The sequence below is a fragment of the Amycolatopsis thailandensis genome (assembly GCF_002234405.1).
GTDB lineage: Bacteria > Actinomycetota > Actinomycetes > Mycobacteriales > Pseudonocardiaceae > Amycolatopsis > Amycolatopsis thailandensis.
Map to the genome: position 1 here is coordinate 25892 of NZ_NMQT01000056.1, position 20744 is coordinate 46635.

18 protein-coding genes are annotated in these 20744 nt (G+C 69.0%); 12 read left to right on the forward strand and 6 right to left on the reverse strand.

What is annotated here, in order from left to right:
* Positions 1–40: 40 nt before the first annotated feature.
* From CFP71_RS16240 to CFP71_RS16250, 3 genes are all read left to right on the forward strand, one after another.
* Entirely contained in the window at positions 41–1630 is a 1590-nt protein-coding gene (locus CFP71_RS16240; protein ID WP_093934687.1) for an adenylate/guanylate cyclase domain-containing protein, read from the forward strand.
* A gap of 187 nt (positions 1631–1817) precedes the next feature.
* Positions 1818–2489 (forward strand): papain-like cysteine protease family protein, encoded by a 672-nt coding sequence (locus CFP71_RS16245; protein ID WP_093934688.1) that lies wholly within the window; start codon positions 1818–1820, stop codon positions 2487–2489.
* A 9-nt stretch (positions 2490–2498) separates the two neighbouring features.
* Entirely contained in the window at positions 2499–3275 is a 777-nt protein-coding gene (locus CFP71_RS16250; protein WP_093934689.1) for a hypothetical protein, read from the forward strand.
* Here CFP71_RS16250 and CFP71_RS16255 read toward each other — a convergent pair.
* The 4 genes from CFP71_RS16255 to wecB all read right to left on the reverse strand — a co-directional run bounded on the left by CFP71_RS16255 (position 3262) and on the right by wecB (position 8581).
* Positions 3262–4209: a helix-turn-helix domain-containing protein gene (locus tag CFP71_RS16255; RefSeq protein WP_093934710.1), complete on the reverse strand. Its 948-nt coding sequence runs from the start codon at positions 4207–4209 to the stop codon at positions 3262–3264. The genes CFP71_RS16250 and CFP71_RS16255 overlap by 14 nt on opposite strands.
* A gap of 97 nt (positions 4210–4306) precedes the next feature.
* Positions 4307–5494 carry a cytochrome P450 gene (locus CFP71_RS16260; RefSeq protein WP_093934690.1) on the reverse strand — a complete coding sequence of 396 codons (1188 nt, stop codon included), beginning with the start codon at positions 5492–5494 and terminating at the stop codon, positions 4307–4309.
* Between the two features lie 161 nt (positions 5495–5655).
* Positions 5656–7362, reverse strand: coding sequence for a DUF2334 domain-containing protein (locus tag CFP71_RS16265; RefSeq protein ID WP_093934691.1), 1707 nt, complete (start codon positions 7360–7362; stop codon positions 5656–5658).
* 4 nt (positions 7363–7366) lie between these two features.
* Positions 7367–8581, reverse strand: a complete 1215-nt coding sequence (wecB, locus tag CFP71_RS16270; protein ID WP_093934692.1) for a non-hydrolyzing UDP-N-acetylglucosamine 2-epimerase — start codon at positions 8579–8581, stop codon at positions 7367–7369.
* Between the two features lie 251 nt (positions 8582–8832).
* Here wecB and CFP71_RS44185 point away from each other — a divergent pair, with 251 nt between their 5' ends.
* From CFP71_RS44185 to CFP71_RS16310, 9 genes are all read left to right on the forward strand, one after another.
* The gene (locus CFP71_RS44185; RefSeq protein WP_167406147.1) at positions 8833–8988 is read left to right on the forward strand and encodes a hypothetical protein; all 156 of its coding nucleotides are present in this window, start codon (positions 8833–8835) and stop codon (positions 8986–8988) included.
* The gene (locus CFP71_RS16275) at positions 8988–10289 is read left to right on the forward strand and encodes a glycosyltransferase family 2 protein (RefSeq protein WP_093934693.1); all 1302 of its coding nucleotides are present in this window, start codon (positions 8988–8990) and stop codon (positions 10287–10289) included. Before CFP71_RS44185 ends, CFP71_RS16275 begins: the two co-directional genes overlap by 1 nt.
* A 12-nt stretch (positions 10290–10301) precedes the next feature.
* Positions 10302–11393, forward strand: a complete 1092-nt coding sequence (locus CFP71_RS16280) for a M20 family metallopeptidase (protein WP_093934694.1) — start codon at positions 10302–10304, stop codon at positions 11391–11393.
* Positions 11394–11733: 340 nt separating this feature from the next.
* Positions 11734–12006 carry a hypothetical protein gene (locus CFP71_RS16285; RefSeq protein WP_039917776.1) on the forward strand — a complete coding sequence of 91 codons (273 nt, stop codon included), beginning with the start codon at positions 11734–11736 and terminating at the stop codon, positions 12004–12006.
* Between the two features lie 55 nt (positions 12007–12061).
* Positions 12062–13882, forward strand: a complete 1821-nt coding sequence (gene glmS / locus CFP71_RS16290) for a glutamine--fructose-6-phosphate transaminase (isomerizing) (RefSeq protein WP_093934695.1) — start codon at positions 12062–12064, stop codon at positions 13880–13882.
* Between the two features lie 67 nt (positions 13883–13949).
* Positions 13950–15083 (forward strand): serine hydrolase domain-containing protein, encoded by a 1134-nt coding sequence (locus tag CFP71_RS16295; RefSeq protein WP_244199710.1) that lies wholly within the window; start codon positions 13950–13952, stop codon positions 15081–15083.
* A 299-nt stretch (positions 15084–15382) separates the two neighbouring features.
* Positions 15383–16144, forward strand: coding sequence for a DeoR/GlpR family DNA-binding transcription regulator (locus CFP71_RS16300; protein WP_093934696.1), 762 nt, complete (start codon positions 15383–15385; stop codon positions 16142–16144).
* Complete coding sequence (locus CFP71_RS16305) at positions 16141–17034, forward strand: carbohydrate ABC transporter permease (RefSeq protein WP_093934697.1); 894 nt, start codon at positions 16141–16143, stop codon at positions 17032–17034. The genes CFP71_RS16300 and CFP71_RS16305 overlap by 4 nt, the downstream gene beginning before the upstream one ends.
* Before the next feature lie 3 nt (positions 17035–17037).
* Positions 17038–17865 (forward strand): carbohydrate ABC transporter permease, encoded by an 828-nt coding sequence (locus CFP71_RS16310; protein WP_093934698.1) that lies wholly within the window; start codon positions 17038–17040, stop codon positions 17863–17865.
* Positions 17866–17991: 126 nt separating this feature from the next.
* Here CFP71_RS16310 and CFP71_RS16315 read toward each other — a convergent pair whose 3' ends face one another.
* Positions 17992–19356, reverse strand: coding sequence for a GH1 family beta-glucosidase (locus tag CFP71_RS16315; protein ID WP_093934699.1), 1365 nt, complete (start codon positions 19354–19356; stop codon positions 17992–17994).
* Positions 19357–19367: 11 nt separating this feature from the next.
* Entirely contained in the window at positions 19368–20639 is a 1272-nt protein-coding gene (locus tag CFP71_RS16320) for an ABC transporter substrate-binding protein (RefSeq protein ID WP_093934700.1), read from the reverse strand.
* Between the last annotated feature and the right edge of the window lie 105 nt (positions 20640–20744).

Here is a 20744-nt window from a genome sequence, read left to right on the forward strand (position 1 = left end):
GTACAGTCGTTCACTCAAACCGGGTGAACGGCGGGTACGGGTGCGATCAGACAACGACTCCTCTCTCCGGGGCCGCGGGCAAGGGCCGTTCGGCTCGTGGCTGCTCGGCCCGCTCGATCAGGACACGGCCGTGCTGCGGCGTCGCGTCCAGGGACTGCTCACCGGGACGCTGATCGCGACCAACGTCATCGGCGCGCTGGTCGTGGTCGGGCTGGCGGCCCTGCTCATGCCCGCGCCCGGCATGTCCGGCGACCTCGTCCGGGTCACCGCGATCGCGGTCCCCGTCTACGTGGTCTCCGCCGTCGTCGTGGGCGCGCTGTGGGGCACCCGCGGCGCGCTGCGGACGTTGCGCTGGGCGGCCGAGGGCCGGAAGCCGACCGACGACGAACGCGCCGCCAGCCTGCGGGTGCCGTTGCGCCTGACGCTGGTTCAGGCGGTGCTGTGGGGCGTCGCGACCGTGGTGTTCGGCGCGCTCGCCGCATTGGTGCAGCCGAAGGTCGTGCTGACCGAACTGCTCGTCGTCGCGTTCGCCGGAGTGGTCGTCTGCGCGATCGCCTACCTCGCGGGCGAGTTCATCCTGCGGCCGTACGCGGCCTTGGCCTTGGCGGGCACTTCGCCGGCGCGGCCGCTCAGCGGCGGGGTCAACCTGCGGATGCTGCTGTTCTGGTGCCTCGGCACCGGGGTGCCGGTGGCCGGGCTGGTGGTCACCGCGATCCTGGCGTGGGTGCGCGGCGACGTGTCGACCACGAAGCTCGCCGTCTCCGTGATCGTGCTGGGCCTGGTGGTGCTGTGCTTCGGCCTGCTGGTGACCGTGTTCACCGCCCGCGCCGTGGTGAACCCGATCCGGTCGGTGCAGCACGCGCTGGGCCGGGTGCGGGCCGGTGACTTCACCGTGGAGATCCCGGTCTACGACGGGACCGAACTCGGCCTGCTGCAAGCGGGCTTCAACGGGATGGCCGTCGGTCTCGCCGAACGCGAACGTTTGCGGGACCTGTTCGGCAGGCACGTCGGCGAGGACGTCGCGACCGAGGCGATGCGTACCACCGCCGAACTCGGCGGCACCGTGCGGACGGTGTCGGTGCTGTTCGTGGATCTGATCGGCTCGACGGCGCTGGCCGCGAGCCGCCCGCCCGAGGAGGTCGTCGGGCTGCTCAACCGGTTCTTCGCGGTGGTGGTCGACGAGGTCGACCGCAACCACGGGCTGGTCAACAAGTTCGTCGGCGACGCCGCGCTCGCGATCTTCGGCGCGCCGGTGCGCCTGGAGGAGCACGCGGCCCTCGCGTTGTCCGCGGGCCGCGCGATCGCCCGCAGGCTGGCGGCGGAGGTGCCGGAATGCCCGGCGGGGATCGGCGTGGCGACCGGCGAGGTGGTCGCCGGGAACGTCGGCGACCCAAGGCGGTTCGAGTACACGGTGATCGGCGACCCGGTCAACGAAGCCGCCCGGCTGACCGAACTGGCGAAGAACGTCGAAGCGCGGCTGCTCGCTTCGTGGACGGCGATCGAGTCGGCGGGCGAGGCCGAAGCCGGACACTGGAAGGCGACCGAGGACGTCACCTTGCGAGGCCGTTCCCGGCCCACCACACTCGCGACCCCGAGGGCTGAACCGGTGCCGGATTCACAGCCTTTGTGAAGGAACCGTGAATCTTGCGCGGTGGGCCCGCCCCCGCTGTCCGCGAACCCGGTGTTTCCTGGCCCGCGAGCGCGCCCCGGAGCTGTGAACGATCACAGCGGTTTCCTCGCGCCCGGTGAGGGCGTTGTCCCCGGAGCCGGTGCGGCGCACGGTTGATCTCCCCATCCCCGTGTCAAAGGAGACATCTGTGAAGAGCCTTTCGAGGGCCGTACTGGCCACCGGAGCCGCCGTCTTCGCGCTGAGCATGCTGCCCGCCACCGCCCTCGCGCAGCCCGGCGACGCCGGGGACCGCCCCACCGGCCTGATCAAGACCCAGACCCACACCCAGGTCCGCGAGATCGCGCCGGTCGCGGGCAACGCGCTCACGGTCGCTTCGACGCTCGCTTCCAAGCAGCTGAACTACACCCAGCAGGTGCAGCAGCAGAACCAGTGGTGCTGGGCCGCGGACGGTTCGAGCATCGAGCGTTCACAGGGCGGCACCGCCACCCAGGCCCAGTTCTGCGCCGCGGGCAAGGGCACGTCGGCCGGGTACTGCCCGAACCAGGCGGCCCAGATCCCCGAAATCGTCCGCGGTTTCCGCGGCACCGGTTTCTCCGCGCAGGACGCGGGCGGGCCGATCAGCTTCAACTCGGTCGTCAGCCAGGTCGACGCCGGGATCCTGAACCTGACGGGGATCTACTGGACCTCCGGTGGTGGCCACGCCGAGGTGATCTACGGCTACGACTCGGCGAACCAGTCGATCATGGTCGGTGACCCGTGGCCGACGTACCAGCGCTACCAGACCTGGAACTACAACCAGTACCGCAGCAACGGCCAGTTCCGCTGGAACGACACCATCGTCAACATCCGGAAGGGCTGAGACGCGGTCATGAACACGATCTGCCGGAAGTTCTCCGGTTGTCTCGCGGTGGCCGTCGCGACGCTGCTGCCCGCCACTCTGCCCGCATCGGCGAGCGAGAACGTCGTCGCGCCCTCGGCCGGCGATCTCGCGGCCGCCGTGAGTGTCGCGGCGCAGCCGGACGCGATCGGACTCGCGAGATCGAACTTCCGGCAGGTCGACCACATCGAACCGCGACGGATCACGATGGGGGAGAAGGGTTTCCCGGTCTACACCCTCAATCCCGACTTCGTCAGGGGCGTCGCGGGCGCGCCGGCGGGCATGCTGAGATCCGTCGCCGTGACGGCCACCGCCGACTCCGGTCAGAAGGCCACGCTGCAGGCGATGCCGGAAGGCCCGGGGAAGTGGGTCGCGGCGAGCGTGTTCTCCGGGAACGACGAAGAGACTCTGAGCGGGCGGATCCGGCCGGGTTCGGTGTTGCTCAACGAACCCCAGATCAACGGCTGGTACGAACTGCGTCCCGACGGCGTGGTGCTGCTGCAGGCGAGCCTGCCGCAGTCGCCGGTGGGGAAGCTCGTCCCGCTTTCCGAGTACCAGCGGAACGTCCACGGCCGCTACGCCGACAAGATGCCGGGATCGGACTATCAGCGCGACGGCGGGATCGGCTTCGCGCAGGCCGCCGCGCCCCCGGCCGTCAACACCGGCCTGCCCGTGTCGATCGTGGCCGGGCTGATCGCCGCGGGGGTCGCCGGAGTGGCGATCGTGCTGTTCGCGGTGTGGCGGAGGCGCACGCTCACTCCCAGATGAGGTCGATCCCCGCGACCCCGACGCCGAGGTCCTCGAAGTAGGCGCTGACCGTCGCACCCGGGCCGGGATGCAACGGCTCACTGACCACGGGAGCGAGTTCTTCGCGCTCCCGCACGGTTTTGACACAGCGGGCGGGGATCGCGGCGGCGTCGAAACGGATCCGGAGCAGGTACGCCGACATGCGGGCCCGCACCGTCCGGTGGAAACAGGTGGACCGGACCGACGCGGCCAGTCGCATGGTGAAGGCGAAGGTGTGAGTCTCCCCTTCGGCCAGGCTGCGGTCGAAGAGGAGCTCGAACACCATTCCCGGCGAAGAGGTGCTTCGGCGCACTCTGCCTCTTCGGCAGCCATCGGTGGCGAAGACCGTGGTGGCCTCCATGTCGGTGCCGTCTTCGTCCTGGTGGGTCACCACGAAGCCGTCCGCGCCGGGCTCCCGCGCCCGCACCACCATGGTGGAGGTGATCTCCGAGGTCCGGCCTTGCCCGGTCATGGTCAGCACGTCGACGACGGTCACCACGTCGAGCTTCGAGTTCCTCACCGCACCGGGCGAATCGCTCAGTTCGTCCAGCAGCGAGCAGGTTTCGGCCCAGCTCTGCCGCAGTTCCACCACCGAAGGCCGATGGTCGTCGCCGGGGGATCGGCGCTGCGGGCCGATCAGGACGACCAGGCTGTCCGGCGGCAGACCGAGCACCGCTTCGAGCGCGCGGACGACGTCGAGCGAGCGCGGTGTCGACGGATGCCGGTGCCCGCGCTGCCAGTAGCTCAAGGTCGATTCGGCCACGGAAACGCCTCGTGCCGCCAGATGCGCGCGGATCCGGGACAGGGAAAGACCGCGGTGTTCCACCGCTTCGGAAAGCGCGCGATGGAATGGTCCGGACCTGACCGCGTCCGGCACCGCTCGCCGCGCGCTGGGTTCCTCGCGTTCCTGGTACATGGCTGGCACCCCCACCGACGCCGGGTTGGCGCAAAGCATGCGCAGTCCGGCGCCGGTCGGCAACCGTCAAAGGTCGAGAACCGGACTTTCCGCCCCGTCAGGCGAATTCGAGCCGCAGGCTTTCCATCCCGCGCAGCGTCACCTGCTTCACCCAGACCGGATCGGCCGTCCGCCGGAAAGAGCGGCCGGTACCGAGAAGCGTTTCGAACAGGGTCCGGGCTTCCAACCGCGCGAGCGGGGCACCGAGACAGAAGTGGATGCCCTGCCCCAGCGCGAGATGCCTCGGCGAGGGGCGGTCGACGTCGAAGCGGTCCGGCCGCTCGTACGCGCGCGGGTCGCGGTTCGCCGCACCCAGCAACACGACCGCCTGGGAGCCCGCGTTGACGGGCAGGTCGCCGATGGTCGTGTCCCGCAAGGCGATCCGCATGGTCAGCTGGACGGGGGAGTCGAACCGGAGCATCTCCTCGACCGCGTTCGGGATCTTCGACCGGTCCTCGGCCAGCTTCCGGTGCTGCTCAGGGTTGTCCAGCAGCGCGAGAACCCCGTTGCCGATCAGGTTGGTCGTCGTCTCGTGCCCGGCGACCAGCAGGAGCATTGCGGTGATCACCAGCTCGCCCTCGCTGAGCCTGTCACCCTCGTCGGACACCGACACCAGGTCGGAGAAGAGGTCGCCGGTCGGCCGTTTCCGCCGTTCCTTCGCCAGCTCGCGGAAGTAGGCGACGAACTCGCGCCGGGCCGCGACGGCCGCGGTGACGGTCTCCTTCGAGATCAGGAAGGCCGGGTCGAGCGCGCGCCCCATGGCGTCCGACCACCCTTCGAAGCGGTCGCGATCGGCCAGGGGAACCCCGAGCATCTCGCTGATCACGACGACCGGCAGCGGTTTCGCGACCTCGGTCATCAGGTCGAATTCGCCCGTTTCGAGCGCTTTGAAGACGAGTTTCTTCGCCACTTCCCCGACCCTCGGGGCGAGCTGTTCGACCATCCTCGGCGTGAACGCCTTGGAGACCAGCCGACGCAGCCGGGTGTGATCGGGCGGGTCGAGCGCGAGGAACGACCGGACCACCCGGCCCTGGTCGTCCACCGGCTCGTTCTCGTGCGGATCCGGCAGCACCTCCGGCTCCGAATGCCCGAACGCGGGGTTCTTGAGCAGCGCGGACGCCTCCTCGAAGCCGCTCACCACGAAGAACCGGTCGGCGGCTTCGAACACCGGGCCGCGGTCGAAGACCTGACGGTAGAACGGGTACGGATCTGTCCTGGTCTCCGGCGTGAGCAGGTTCTCGAGCATGCCCCCGATCCTAGGCTCAGCCGGAGGTGTCCCGTGGCTTTCGCTACGCCGCCGCAAGACCCGTGGTGAAGGGGACTTTCCTCTCGTGTGATGAGGGGAAAGTCCCCTTCACGCGGTATCGCCGTGACTAACTGGTGAGGGTGTCGTTCGGACCGCCCAGCTCAGTCGCCGAGGATCTCCGCCGGGGTGGCGAAGCGGTACCCCAGCGCCCGCAACGAGTTCACCAGGTCCCGCAGGCCACCCTCGCCGAGGAACGGGTGGTAGAAGAAGCCGGCGACGTTGTCTCGGACGACGAGCGCGCTCTGGGCGTCGGCGAGCATGTCGACGGCGGTGCGCGAGGCGTGCTGGTTGAACGCGACAGGCGCGACGTTGCCGATGTTCTCCGGGACGACGTTCGCGCCGTAGACGTCACGCACCGGGTACGGGAAGAACTGGCCGTACACCTGTTCCGTCGTCGCGGTGGCCGTCGATCCGCATCGGCCGCCGGGGCAGAAGCCCGCGTAGTAGCTGCCGCGGTCGTAGCGGGCCTGGAAGAGTTCGGTGGTCCGCTGGTAGTCCACGGCGGAACCGCCGTAGTGCGGGAATTCGAACATCGTCGGCTCCGGCAGGCCCACTCGCCGGAACTCCCCGAGCCCGGTCGCGACGCGCTGGTCGAACCACTGCGCGGAGTCCTCGGGCATCGGCCCGTCCATGCGCACGACACCGTCGCCGCCGACACTGGACTTGTAGAACTCGAAATCGCTCGCGCTCACCCCGTCGTACGGGTTCGGGCCGCTCTCGCTCTGGTGGCTGTAGCCGTGCATGACCAGCGTCGCGCCCGCTTGCACCGCCTCTTTGAGCGCGGAGACCAGTTCCGGCGAGTCCACCAGCCGAGCGGAGGTCGGGTTGCCGTCGTTGGCCCGGCCCTGGGGATCCGAGTAGTACGGATAGACCGCGAGGGAGAACGGGATCTTCTCCCGGATGAGGAAGTCGGTGACCCGGCGGAGTTCTTCCGGTTTCGTCCGCGGCCCGACGTCTTCGAGCCGGATCAGCGCGCGGTGCCGGTTCGGCGCCTGCGGTGAAAGGACGCCCAGGAGGATGTCGGCCGCGGCGAGGTAGCGGTCCTGTGCTTCGGCGTACGCGTAAGGAACTTCGGCCACGTACGTCAACTGTCCTGAATGGACGGCCCAGGGGGAAGGCGTGCCGCCCGGAGCGCTCGCTTCGGCCAGGATCTGGACCCTGGTCGCGTCGCGGACGTCGATCGCGACGACCCCGGTGCCCGAACGGGGATCGCGGCGCAGGGGAGTGCCCTTGTAGGTGACGGTGGTGGGGTTGTCGTCGCGGTAGCCTTCCGCCCGCCAGCCGGCAGTGGCGCGCAGTTGCCAGATGTTGGCACCGATCCAGACCACGGGAACCCGGGCCGTCGTGACGTCGTCGAGAAACGCTTTCGGCAACGCCGCGTCGGAGACCGAGCCGAGATACACGACGGCCTGGAAGTCGTTCGCCTGCCGGGGCCGGTAGTCGGCGGCGGGCTGCATCGTCCAAGCGGTGCCGCGGGAAACGAGATTCGCGGTGAACATCGCGTACGCCTCGGCCGTCCTGACCTCCTCGGGCGGGGAGGCGGTCCCGTTCTTCTTGCGCCCGTCGTCGTAGAGCACGAGGGTCTTCCGGTTCGGATCACCGCCGGGACCGGGCTGACCCGCCTTGGCCGTTTCGGGAGCGCGGCCGGCGAGCGGCACCGGCGTGGCGGCCGGGGATGCCGTGACCGGCTCCGTCTTGGTGACCTGGACGAGCACGACCACGGCGACGGTGACGGCGACGACCGCGACGACGGTGAGCCGGAACCAAGCGGGCAAGCGGAAGCGCTGCCCGCCCTTGTCCTTCTTCATCGGGTCAGACCTCGGCCAGCTCGTTCGCGGTGGCGGGCCGGAACGGGGCGGGCAGGTCCGGGGCCAGCCCCAGCAGACGCGCGAGCGCCTGCTCGGTCCGTTCGGCGGCGGCGCCGTCGCCGAACGGGTTGCCGCTGCTCATCATCCGCGTGCGCGCCGCCGGGTCGTTCAGCAGTTCCTTCGCTGTCGAGACGATCTTGTCGCGGTCGGTGCCGACGAGCAGGGCACAGCCGGCGTTCACCGCCTCCATGCGCTCGGTGACGTCACGGAGCACCAGGACCGGGACGCCGAAGGTCGGGGCTTCTTCTTGGATACCACCGGAATCGGAGAGCACGAGCGTGCTCGCGGCCAGCGTCGCGGCCAGTTCGGGATAGGGCAGCGGACCGGTGATCAGCGCGCCCGGCGTGCCGGCCAGTTCCTCGCGGACCAGGCTTCGCACCTCCGGGTTCGGATGCGCGGGAAGCACCACCCGCAGTTCCGGATCCGCGGCCATCAGGTCGTTCACCGCGCGCAGGACCCGGCGCATCGGCTCGCCCCAGGATTCGCGGCGGTGGAGGGTGACCAGCATCAGTTTGACCGCGCCGCGGGTCGCGTTCTCGAGCAGTGTCGCCAATTCCGGATTGTGCACCGTGGTGGATTTGTCCGTCACCGTGAGGATCGCGTCGACGACGGTGTTCCCCGCGACGAGCACGTTCTCGTCGGGAACCCCTTCGGCGCGCAGGTTCGCGGCGGCGTCGGGCGTGGGGGCGAGGTGGAGGGTGGCCGCCTGGCTCACCAGTTTCCGGTTGAGCTCCTCGGGAAACGGCGCGCCGAGGTCGAACGAGCGGAGACCCGCCTCGAGGTGCACGACGGGGACGCGGCGCCAGAACGCGGCGAGCGCTCCGGCCAGGGTGGTCGTGGTGTCGCCCTGGACGACCACGGCGGCGGGCGGCCGCCGGTCGGCCACTTCTTCGAGACCCGTGAGAAGGCCGGAAAGCAGTTCCGGCTGGGAACCCGTTCGCCTGGTGAGGGTCAGATTTTCATCCGCCGTCAAGCCGAAGGTCGCCAAGGCTTGGCCGACCATTTCCGGATGCTGTCCCGTGGCGACGATCACGGGCCGCATCCGGCCTTCGGAAGCCAATGCCCTGGCCACCGGAGCCAGTTTCACGGCTTCCGGGCGGGTTCCCGCGACCAGCCAGATTTCGGGCATGACGTCGGTCTCGTTCTGTGCGTTACGCACCTGGTCCTTCTTCCGGGTTCGCGCTGAGGTACGGCGTGAATTCGTCGTTGAAGTCACGAAAGACTGGGAGGTGAGGCGAGGATCACTAACCGATGGTCACCTTTACGGGGGATCGCTGCCCGCGAAACTTAACACGGACGGGGTAGTCTACCCACTCGAAAGGCTGAATATCGCTCCTACGGGTGACCACTTTGTTCACGATATAAAACTGTGAGTAGAGGCTCATGGCGCCCCTTGCCAGAAGGAAAGACATGTCGATGGTGCCGGTGGGCCCGGTCAAGGTTTCCGCGCTCGGAATCGGCGCGACGATGGCCGGCGCGACGGTGAGCACCGTGCTCGCGATGGTGATCGGGGCGGTCGCCTTGCTGCTCATGGCGCGTTCGCTGCACCTTCGCTTGAAGGACTGATGGCCACTCCCGCCTTCGCCGCGACCATGATGCTGCTGCTCCTGTGGTGGCCGGCGCACAACATCCTGCTCGCGTCGTTCGCGTGGCGCACCGGGCGTTCCCGGCGGTCGGTGGCCTCGCGCGGGGAGGGGCTGGAGTTCTGGATCGTCATCCCCGCGCTCAATGAGGAACGCGTGGTCGGCAACACCGTCCGGAACGCGCTTTCGCTTGGCACGGAACGAAACCCGGTACGTGTCCTGGTCATCGACGACGGCTCGGACGACGGCACGCCGGAGGTCCTCCGCGAGGTGAGGGATCCGCGGCTGCACGTCCTGCGCCGTGATCTCCCGCATGCCCGGCAGGGCAAGGGCGAGGCGCTGAACGCCGGGTACCGCTACATCCACCGGCTGTGCGAAGCCGAGGGAAGCGTGCTGAAGACGATCGTCGGCATCATCGACGGGGACGGCCGCGGCAGCCCGGGGATGCTGCGCGAGGTGGCCGACGTGTTCGGCGACCGCGGCGTCGGTGCCGTGCAATGCCGGGTGCGTATCCACAACCGGCGCAGCGTGCTCGCTTTGTTGCAGGATTTGGAGTTCGGCGCGGTCGCCGACGCGTCGCAAAGTCTGCGCGATCTCGCGGGCAGTGTCGGAATGGGCGGAAACGGGCAATTCTCGAGACTCGGCGTACTACGCCGCTTCGATCCGGCGCCGTGGTCGGACTGTCTCGTCGAGGATCTCGAACTCGGGCTGAGGTTGCACGTCGCCGGTATTCGGATGCGTTATGTGAAATCGGCCTGGGTCACGCAACAAGGCCTCGTCGATCTGCGCAGGCTGCTGCGGCAGCGCACTCGATGGGCGCAGGGAAATCTGCAATGCGCGCGGCATTTGCGAAAACTGCTGGCGTCACGGCATGTGGGCAGTATCGGTCTTTTGGACTTCCTCGCTTATCTCGTGACACCTTGGTTGACGGTGCCGTTGTCCTTGGTGGTTTCGCTGTTGTTCGTGGGCACACTCGTCGCCTCCTGGTCGGGCGTCACGCTGGGCGGGTTGATCGCGCCGCCGTCGGCGTTGCCGGGCGCGGCGTTGATCGGCGTGGTCGTCCTGCTGGTGCCGGGTCTCGTGTGGGCGGTCGTGCACCGGCTGCGTCTCGGCGAGGAACCGCTCCGCCGTTGTCTGCTCGCGGGGCTTCTCTATCCGGCGTTCCTGGTGCTCGGCGTGATCGCGACCTGGCGGGCCCTGTTCCGTGTGCTGGCCCGCCGCAACAGCTGGACCAAGACGGAACGCTTGAGCGAGGACGAGGTCGTCCCCGCCGGAGTCGCCTGAGAAAGTGTCCGGATGACTGTCGACGCGATGATCGAAGATCTCAGGACGCTCGTCGAAATCGAGTCGCCTTCGGGGGACATCGAGGCCCTGACGACGTCGGCCGAGGCGGTGGCCGCCCTTCTCGAAGCCCGCCTCGGCGGAACGGCGACCCTGGTGGAGAGCGCGGCGGGGCCGCATGTCCGGTGGTCCGGCGGTGGTGAGCCCCGCGTGCTGATCCTGGGGCATCACGACACCGTGTTCCCGATCGGCACGCTCGCCCGCCGCCCGTTCGCGGTGGCCGACGGCCGGGTGACCGGACCCGGGGTGTTCGACATGCTCGGCGGGCTGGTGCAGGCGATCCACGGTCTGGCGGCACTCGACGACCTCACCGGTGTCGAAATCCTGGTGACCGCCGACGAGGAAACGGGCTCGCACGCGTCCTGGACCCTCATCGAGGAGCGCGCCCGCGCGTGCGGCACGGTGCTCGTGTTCGAAGGGGCGGCCGACGGCGGCGGTCTCAAGATCGGCCGCAAGGGGTGCGGCACGTTCGAGGTCGTCATCACCGGCAGGGCGTCGCACGCCGGCCTGGAACCCGAGGCCGGGGTCAACGCGCTGACCGAAGCCGCGCATCAGGTGCTGGCCATCGCCGCGCTCGACCGCCCCGGGGCCGGGACGAGCGTCACCCCGACCGTCGCTTCGGCGGGAACGGCGAGCAACGTCGTACCCGCGTCCGCGACCGTCGTGGTCGACGTCCGGGTCGAGTCCACCGAGGAGAAAGAGCGCGTCGAAGCCGGGTTCGCGGCGCTGACCCCGCGTCTCCAGGGGGCCGAAATCGAGGTGCGAGGCGGGATCCACCGGCCTCCGATGTCCGAGTCGGCCGCCATGGACCTCTTCGCCGTCGCGGAACGGCTCCTGCCCGGGGTCGCGGGGGTGGCCGTCGGAGGCGGGAGCGACGGGAACCTCACGGCGGCGATCGGCGTCCCGACGCTCGACGGGCTGGGCGCTGTCGGGGGTGGCGCTCACGCGGATCACGAGTATCTGCTGGTCGGGTCGATGGCGGAGCGGGCGGATCTGGTGACCGGCCTGGTCACGGCTGTCCGGGCTAGCGCGCCAGGGTGGTCGTGAGTGGCGATTCGGTTTACCTACCCACGCCTGAACTGGGCGAGAGTGGTGGTTCGGCGGCTGCCGGGCGCGACGATGAAGGAATTGGGACGTTGAACGTCCCAAATCCTCCACACTCGCCGGTCACACCAGTGGGCACGCAAAGACGAGTCCGCCAGAACCCGAATCGCCACTCACGACCACCCCGGCCGAACGATCACCGCGAGGACTTCCTTGGTGGAAGCCGCGTATGAAGCGCTGCTGTCCTGTGAACTCTCGCATCGAGAGGACTAAACGCGAGGAGAAAGTCCCCAGTTCTTGCCCGATTTCGGGCAAGAACTGGCGTTTCGAGGTCGTCCTGTGCATGATGGGTCCGGTGGAGGACGCGGACATCGTCGAGCAGGTGGCCTTGTCGACGGGTCTGTCGACGGCCATCGCCGCCCGTGTCGTCGAGGACGTCCTGGCGTTCTACCGGCAACCGGTCGAGCAGTACGTCCGGTCGCGGCACGCCCAGTTGCAGGCCGAGGGCAGGAAGAACCCCGAGATCTTCCCGCTCGTCGCCGCGGAACTGAGCCGCCGCCTCGTCGCGCCTCCCGACCTGTCCGAGCGGCAACTGCGCCGCATCGTCTACGGCTGACGGAACGCCCGGTCTTCGCGTACCCCGTCCGTTTTCTTTGTGAGGTTGACTCGTCATGTGCGGAATCGTCGGCTACATCGGCGGCCAGAACGCCGCCCCCATCCTGATCGAGGGGCTGACGCGGCTGGAGTACCGCGGCTACGACTCCGCCGGGATCTCCGTCCTGGGCGGCAAAGGCGCCCAGGTGCACCGGATCGTGGGGCGGGTGCGGAACCTGACCGCGGCCCTGCCCAAGCGGCTCGCCGGCAAGGTCGGCATCGGGCACACGCGGTGGGCGACGCACGGCCCGGCGACCGAGGCCAACGCCCATCCGCACGTCTCCGAGGACGGCCGGATCTCCGTGGTGCACAACGGGATCATCGACAACGCCGACGCCCTGCGCGAGCAGCTCGGCCAAGCCGGGGTGACGCTGACCTCCGAGACCGACACCGAGGTGCTCGCCCACCTCATCGCGAGGTCGGGTCCGAAGACCCTCGAAGACGCCGTCGTCGAAGCCGTTTCCCGCGTCACCGGCACCTACGCGATCGCCGTCACCGACACCGAGCACCCCGACCGCGTCGTGGTGGCGCGGAACGGATCGCCGCTGATCATCGGCGTCGGCGACCGGGAGATGTTCGTGGCCAGCGACCTGTCCGCGCTGGTCCGGCACACCTCGCAGGTGGTGCACCTCGACGACGGCGAGTTCGCCAGCGTCTCCGCCACGGGTTACCGCACCTTCACCGTCGACGAGAGTGACACCGGCAAGGCCGCGACCGCGATCGACATCCAGGCCGACGACCTCGATCTCGGCGGTCACCAGCACTACATGTACAAGGAGATCCAGGAGCAGCCGGAATGCCTGGAGCGCATGATCCGCGGCCGCCTCGACGACCGGTTCGGAGTGTCCCGTTTGGACGGTCTGAACCTGACCGCCCGTGACCTGCGCGGTTTCGCGAGGGTGAAGATCCTCGGCTGCGGCTCGGCGTACTACGCGGGGCAGATCGGCGCCACCATGATCGAAGACCTCGCGCGGGTCCCGGCCGACGCGGAGGCCGCGTCCGAGTTTCGCTATCGCAACCCCATCATCGAAGCGGACACGCTCTACATCGCCGTCAGCCAGTCCGGCGAGACCGCGGACACCGCGTTCGCCGTCGAAGAGGTCAAGCGCAAGGGCGGCCGGGTGGTCGGCCTCGTCAACGTCGTCGGCTCGACGATCGCGCGGGCCTGCGACGGCGGCCTGTACCTGCACGCCGGTCCGGAGATCGCCGTCGCGTCGACCAAGGCGCTGACCAACATGGCCGTCGGCTTCGCGATGATCGCGCTGGCGCTGGGCCGGGTCCGCGATCTGTCCAACGCGGACGGACAGCGGATCGTCGCGGCCCTGCGGGCGCTGCCCGCGCAGGTCGCCGCCATCGTCGAGGCGGAGTTCCAGATCGCCGAGCACGCCAAGATCTGCGCGGACGCGCGGAGTCTCTTCTTCATCGGCCGCGTCCGGGGCTTCCCGGTGGCGCGGGAAGGCGCGCAGAAGTTCAAGGAGATCTCGTACCGGCACGCGGAGGCCTACCAGACCTCGGAACTCAAGCACGGTCCGCTCGCGCTGATCGACGAGGCGCTGCCGACCGTCGCGATCGTGCCGTCCGACGACCTGGCCGACCGCAACCTCGCCGCGATGCAGCAGATCAAGGCGCGCAAGGGGCAGGTCCTGGCGATCACCCACGACGACGTCGACTTCGGCGACCTCGACGTGCCGCGGTTCGTCGTCCCGCGTTCGGAGCCGGAACTCGACCCGATCCTGCTCACGATCCCGCTGCAGCTGCTGGCCTACCACGCGGCGCTGATCCTCGGGCACGACATCGACAAGCCCCGGAACCTCGCGAAGTCCGTCACCGTGGAGTGACCCTGATCTTCCGGGATCGGGTCTTTCCCTGATGTCCCCGCCGTCCGGCGCGGACATCATGTGTGACATGAAAACACTGGTTGTCACAGCAGTCGCCGCCGTCGCGGCGGTCCTCACCTCGGTGCCGGCCGCCGCGGCGTCGGATCTCGGAAAGCCGGATCCCGCCGCGTTGTCGGCGGCGATCAGAGGGCTGCCCGACAGGGACACGACGGGCGCGCTGGTCCGGGTCACCGGCGAGTCGGGCTCCTGGTCGGGCACCTCCGGGGTGGCCGATATCCGCACGCACGCCCCCGTCCGGCCGGACGGGTTCTTCCGGATCGGCAGCACCACCAAGGTCTACACCGCCGTCATGGTGCTGCAGCTGGCGCAGGAACGCCGGATCGACCTCGAACAGCCCGTCCAGCGGTATCTGCCCGGGGTGCTCCCGGCGGACTACCCGCCGGTGCCGGTGCGCACCCTGCTCGACCACACCTCCGGGCTGCCGTCCGTGGACATCCCCGGTCTCTACGATCCACAGTGGATCCTCGCGCACCGCTACGAGCACTGGAGCCCGCGTCGCGTCGTCGACACCGCGCTGCGCCACCCGATCGACTTCCGGCCCGGCACGGCGCAGAAGTACACGAACACGGCTTACGTCATGGCGGGGATGCTCGTCGAGAAGGTGACGGGACAGTCCTACGCGCGCAACCTGCGCGATCGCATCACCGTCCCGCTCGGCCTCTGGCACACCTACTATCCGGAGGACGACCCGCGCCTGCCGAACCCGGCCGCGCGCGGTTACCTGGACGTGGACGGGAAACTGGTCGACGTCACCGAGATGAACCAGTCGATTCCCGGCGCCGCGGGCGCGATCATCTCCACGGCGGAGGACCTCGACAAGTTCATCACCGGCCTGTTCCAGGGATGCCTGCTCGACCGTTCGATGATGCCTCGGTTGTTCGCCGTTCCCGATGTGCCGATGTTCGACGGCAGCGGCCGGGCTTCGTACAGCCAGGGCCTGATGAAGCTGAGCCTGAACGGGATCACCGTCTGGGGGAAGACCGGCAGCCGGTACGGCTACGCGAGCGGGATCTTCGCCACCCGCGACCTGTCGAGGGTCGTGGCGTACTCGGTCAATCCCACGGTGAAGTCGCCGGACGGGCAGCCGCTCATCGTGCAGAAGATCGCGGACGCCGCGAGCCGGAGCCTCCCGAAGGACTAGGGAGTCCGGGTGTCCGTGAAGGCCTCCTTGCCTACCTTCAGGGTAGGAAAGGAGGCCTTCACTACCAGGTGATGGTCGGGTCGCCGCGCCCTTCGGGAATCGTCGCGAACACTGCCCAGAAGGGCAGTTCCGCCGCCGATTCGGGCAACGCCGGGCGGAAGGCCACTCGGCGTTGTGTCCTCAATGGACAGAGCGCGCCGGAAGCCTGCCCGGATTCAGGGTGGGTTCCGTTGTCGTACCCGCGAGAAACCAACTATTGTCGCCATGACCGCTCATCCGCCAGGGCAGGAGGTGAGGCGTTGTACGCCGAGGAGCGGCAGCGCGCCATTCTCAAGCAGGCCCGGCAGAACGGCCGTGTCGACGTGGCGACGCTCGCGGCCGCTTTCGAGATCACCAGCGAGACCGTCCGTCGCGACCTGACGGCGCTGGAGCGCAGCGGCGTGGTGCGGCGGGTGCACGGGGGCGCGATCCCGGTGGAACGGCTGGGCATCGAGCAGGGTCTCGACGCCCGTGACGCGGTGATGTCGGCGGAAAAGGACCGGATCGCCCTGGCCGCGCTGGAACAGGTCCCCGCCGAGGGCGCGATCCTGCTGGACGCGGGCACCACCGTGGGACGGCTGGCGAACCTCATCCCCGCCGACCGGGAACTGACCGTGGTCACCCCTTCGCTGCCCAACGCGTTCGCCCTCGCCAACCGGCCCGGTATCACGCTGATGCTGGTCGGCGGACGGCTTCGCGGGCACACCATGGCCTCGGTCGACAGCTGGGCGCTGAGCGCGCTCAAGGACACCTACGTCGACGTCGCCTTCATCGGCGCCAACGGTCTTTCCGTCGACAGGGGACTCACCACCCCGGACACCGCCGAGGCGATGGTGAAACGCGCGGCCATCGCGTCCGCGCGGCGCTCGGTCCTGCTGGCCGATCACACCAAGGTCTGCAATGACCACTTCGCCCGCTTCGGCGAACTCGAGGACGTCGACACCCTGATCACCGACACCGGCATCGACGCCCGGATGGCCGACGAGATCACCCGGACCGGCGTCAAGGTGATCGCCGTTTGAGGCGAACAGGCGAGCGGCTCGCCGGATACCTGATGACAGCGCCGTTCTACCTCCTGTTCGGCGTCTTCGGTCTCTTCCCGCTGCTCTACACGGCATGGGTGGCGCTGCACCATTGGCACCTGGTCAACGGCGACACCGGGTTCGCCGGGCTCGGCAACTTCGCGGTCCTGCTCCAGGCCCCGCATTTCTACAACGCGCTGTTCAACACGGTCAGCATTTTCGTCCTGTCGACCGTCCCGCAACTGCTGGCCGCGCTCGGGCTCGCCGCGCTGCTCGACCGCCCGTTGCGCGCGCGGACGCTGTGGCGGGCCAGTGTGCTGTTGCCGAACGTCGTCTCGGTGGTCGCGGTGGCGCTGGTGTTCAGCCAGCTCTTCGCCGAGGACTACGGCGTCGTCAACTGGGCGCTGGGCCTGGTCGGTCTCGACCCGGTGGACTGGCGATCGGACCGGTTCGCCTCGCACGTCGCGGTGAGCGTGATGGTGATGTGGCGCTGGACCGGCTACAACGCGCTGCTCTACCTCGCGGCGATGCAGTCCGTGCCCCAGGAGCGTTACGACGCCGCCATGCTCGACGGCGCGTCGCGCTGGCGGACCTTCCGGTCGATCACCGTGCCCGCGATCCGGCCGACGATCGCCTTCACCGTGGTCGTCTCGACCATCGGCGGGCTGCAGCTGTTCGCCGAACCGCAGTTGTTCGACGACTCCGGCACCGCCGGGACCGGCGGCGCGGACAGGCAGTTCCAGACGCTGGCCATGTACCTGTACGAGAAGGGGTTCGGCGAGTTCGACGCCGGATACGCGGCGGCCATCGCGTGGCTGCTCTTCCTGCTCTCGGCCGGGTTCGCGCTGGTCAACTTCTCGCTCGTGCGCCGGATCCGGGGCGGTGAGTGAGGCGTGGCGGCCAGGCAAAGGACCGGATTCGTCGTCTACGGGCTGCTGCTCGCCGTCGGCATCGCGTCGATCTTCCCGCTGTACTGGTCGTTCGTGGTGTCCTCCAAGGACAATTCCGCTCTCGGTGAGACCACCCCGCCGCTGGTGCCCGGCGGCAACCTGGTCGAGAACGTGGGCAGGGTCTTCGACACCGTCGACTTCTGGCTGGCGATGCAGAACTCGCTGATCGTCGCCGGCACCGTGACCGTGTCGAACGTGCTGCTCTCCAGCATGGCCGGATTCGCCTTCGCGCGCCTGCGTTTTCCCGGCCGCGACTCGCTCTTCCTCGTCGTCATCGGCACCGCCATGGTGCCCGCCCAGCTCGGGGTCATCCCGCTCTACCTGGTGGTCGGCGAACTCGGCTGGTACGGGCGGCTGGAAGCGGTGATCGTGCCGGGACTGGTCGGCGCGTTCAGCGTGTTCTGGATGCGGCAGGCGTGCGAGGAGGCGATCCCCGGCGAGCTGCTCGACGCCGGGCGTGTCGACGGCTGTTCGGCTGCGCGGCTGTTCTGGAACATCGCCCTGCCCGCCATCCGCCCCCAGGCCGCCGTCCTTGCGATGCTGACGTTCATGACCGCGTGGAACGACTTCTTCTGGCCGTTGATCGTGCTCGACCCCAACGCGCACCCGACCGTCCAGGTGGCGTTGTCGCGGCTGGCCAGCGGCTACTTCACCGACTACTCGCTGATGCTCACCGCGGCCACCATCGGCGTGCTGCCCGTGATCGTGCTGTTCATCCTGCTGGCCAGGAAGGTGGTCGACGGGGTGATGCGAGGCGCGCTACGGGGCTGATGGCCGCGGCCGCGCTGAGGTCTTGTTCTCGGGCGGACAAGCAAAGGTGCATGTTGTGAAAGCCACGTTCGCAACCTTGAACGTTGTGAACGTGGCTTTCACAACGTCGGTGTGCCGTCCTGACGGCTACGAGAGCCCGTTGCGCGCCACCACGTCCGCGTAGAACCGGGCGCTGTCCTTGACCACCCGCTCCTGGGTTTCGAAGTCGACGTGCACGAGCCCGAACCGCTGCGTGTACCCCATGGCCCACTCGAAGTTGTCGAGCAGCGACCAGGCCATGTAACCGCGGATGTCCGCGCCGCCTTCGATCGCGGCGTGCACGGCGGCGAGGTGCTCGGCGAAGTACCGCACGCGGTTCGCGTCACGAACCCGTCCGTCCACGACCTCGTCCACGAAGGCGGCGCCGTTCTCGGCGATCACGAGCGGCAGGCCGGGGCAGTGGCCGTGCAGCCACAGCAGCAGATCGGTGAACGACTCCGGCCGCTGCTCCCAGCCGAGCGAGGTCAGCTCACCGCGGGGCGGCGTGACGTCCATCCCGCGCAGACCGGGCAGCGGGCAGTTGCTGTCGGCTTCGGGATCGTCCAGCGGGACGGCGCGGGCGGGCGCGTAGTAGTTGACGCCCAGGACGTCCAGCGGCTGCGCGATGAGTTCCAGGTCGCCGTCGGCGATCGCCGGTTCGAGCGTGCCGAGATGTGCCAGATCCGCCAGCAGTCCGGGCGGATAGCCACGGCCGAGCAGGGGATCGAGGAAGAACCGGTTGTGCAGGAAGTCGAATCTGCGCGCGGCTTCGCGGTGCTCGTCGTCGTCCACATCGGTCAGTACCGGGGCGAAGTTGAGCACGATGGACACTTCCTGCTCGCCACCGTTGGCGCGCAACGCCTGCGCGGCCCGGCCGTGTGCGAGCAGGAGGTTGTGCCCGGCGACCAGCGCCGCGCCTTCGTCCCGGAGACCCGGCGCGTGATCGCCGTTGCCGTAGCCGATGAAAGCGGCGCAGAACGGCTCGTTGATCGTGGTCCACTGCCGGACGCGGTCGCCGAGTGCTTTGTGGACGGTCAACGTGTAGTCGGCGAACAGGCTCGCGAGATCGCGGTTGGGCCAGCCGCCCTCTTGTTGCAGCGCCTCCGGCAGATCCCAGTGGTAGAGCGTGACCATCGGGGTGATCCCGTGCTCCAGCAACGTGTCGACAAGGCGATCGTAGAAGGCGAGCCCGCGCGGTTCGAGCGTGCGGCCGTCCGGCATGACCCGCGACCACGCGACGGAGAAGCGGTAGTACGGCACGCCGAGTTCGCTCAGCAGGCCGACGTCCTCGCGATAGCGGCGGTAGTGGTCGCAGGCCGGGTCGCCGGTGGCGCCGTCGAGCACCCGGCCCGGCCGCGCGGTGAAGGTGTCCCAAATGGATGGTCCGCGGCCGTCCGCCGTCGTCGAACCCTCGATCTGGTATGCCGCCGTGGCCGTGCCCCAGCGGAACCCGGCCGGAAAACTGCGTGTCACGCCGTCTCCACTCACTTGGCGGCCGCGGCGCGGCCTTCGGTCGCGGCCTGGCTCCAGGCCTGGTCGATCGATTGCTTTCCCTCTTCGACGCGGCCGAGCGCGTGCCCGTACACCGGCCGCACCTCGCCGTCGCGCAGCCCGCGGTAGTTCGGCCGCAGGGCTTCGGCGGACGCGGCGAAGATCTTGCCGACCGGCGCTCCGCTGAAGTAGTCGCTGGTGTGGGACAGCACGGCCGGGTCCTGGTAGGCGCCCAGCGCGCTCGGCAGCAGCCCGCTTTCCAGGAAGATCCGCTTCTGCTGCTCGGGCGCTGTCAGCCAGACGGCGAGGTCGTAGGCCTCCTTGCGGTGCGCGCCCTGCTTCGGGACGGTCAGGAACGACCCGCCCCAGTTGCCCGCCCCGCCCGGCACCGAGGTGACGTCCCATTTGCCCGCCAGTTCCGGGCCGCCCGCCTCCTGGATCTGGGTCAGCATCCAAGCGGGACAAGTGATCGCGGCGAACCGGCTCTGCTTGATCGCCACCGTCCACGGCTGCGTGAAGGTGGTGACCGCCGCCGTCTCCTTCTTCAGCGCCATCCCGCCCGCGAGGTCGAAGGCCTTGCGCACGTTCGGGTTCTTGTCGGCGATGAACGTGTCGTCCTTGGCGAAGTAGTTCTCCTGGGCCTGGTTGAGCATCGCCGTGTAGACGGTGCCCGCCGAGTCCGCGAACTTGACCCCTCCCGATCGCGAGCTGAACTTCTCCCCGGTTTCGGCGAACTTGTCCCAGGTCGGCCACAGCGCGGCCACCTGGTCGCGGTCGGTCGGCAGGCCGGCGTTCGCGAACAGGTCGCGGCGGTAGCAGAGGGCGAGACTGCCCATGTCGGTCCCGAGGCCCATCACGAACTTGCCGTCGTCCGCGGTGCCCTGGTCCCATTTCCAGCTCGGCCAGTTCTGCTTAAGGCCCTGCGCGCCGAACTCGGACAGATCGGAGAACTTGTCCGTCGACTGGCGGAACTTGGGGAGGTACTGTTCTTCGATCGCGACCACGTCCGCGCCGCCGCGTCCGGCGCCGAGGCCGGTGGCCAGCTGCCGGTGGTGCGTCTCGAAATCGGCGACCCGGCCTTCGACGGTGACCCCGGGGTGCGCCTTCTCGTAGTCGTCGAAGAGTTTCTCGTAGCCGAACTCGCCGAAGGTGGCGACGGTGAGCTTGATCGGCCCGGCGGCTTCCGGTTCGCTCGAACAGCCGGTGAGCAGCAGCGCGAAGGCGGTCAGTCCGGCCACCAGGCGGGATCCACGCGGGCGGGTCATCGTTCTCCTCGGTCGTGCGCGACTCGCGGACTGCGAACGCATCATCTCGTGGTGATCGGACGGTGGCAGCGCGTGCCGTCCCTTCGGACGACGGTGTTGCCCGAA

Bases quoted from the DNA above. Each gene is read 5' to 3' on its own strand.
- CFP71_RS16250 (WP_093934689.1), top strand. From the start codon at position 2,499: ATGAACACGATCTGCCGGAAGTTCTCCGGTTGTCTCGCGGTGGCCGTC.
- CFP71_RS16255 (WP_093934710.1), bottom strand. From the start codon at position 4,209: ATGTACCAGGAACGCGAGGAACCCAGCGCGCGGCGAGCGGTGCCGGAC.
- CFP71_RS16260 (WP_093934690.1), bottom strand. From the start codon at position 5,494: ATGCTCGAGAACCTGCTCACGCCGGAGACCAGGACAGATCCGTACCCG.
- CFP71_RS16265 (WP_093934691.1), bottom strand. From the start codon at position 7,362: ATGAAGAAGGACAAGGGCGGGCAGCGCTTCCGCTTGCCCGCTTGGTTC.
- CFP71_RS44185 (WP_167406147.1), top strand. From the start codon at position 8,833: ATGTCGATGGTGCCGGTGGGCCCGGTCAAGGTTTCCGCGCTCGGAATC.
- CFP71_RS16275 (WP_093934693.1), top strand. From the start codon at position 8,988: ATGGCCACTCCCGCCTTCGCCGCGACCATGATGCTGCTGCTCCTGTGG.
- CFP71_RS16280 (WP_093934694.1), top strand. From the start codon at position 10,302: ATGACTGTCGACGCGATGATCGAAGATCTCAGGACGCTCGTCGAAATC.
- CFP71_RS16285 (WP_039917776.1), top strand. From the start codon at position 11,734: ATGATGGGTCCGGTGGAGGACGCGGACATCGTCGAGCAGGTGGCCTTG.
- glmS (WP_093934695.1), top strand. From the start codon at position 12,062: ATGTGCGGAATCGTCGGCTACATCGGCGGCCAGAACGCCGCCCCCATC.
- CFP71_RS16295 (WP_244199710.1), top strand. From the start codon at position 13,950: ATGAAAACACTGGTTGTCACAGCAGTCGCCGCCGTCGCGGCGGTCCTC.
- CFP71_RS16320 (WP_093934700.1), bottom strand. From the start codon at position 20,639: ATGACCCGCCCGCGTGGATCCCGCCTGGTGGCCGGACTGACCGCCTTC.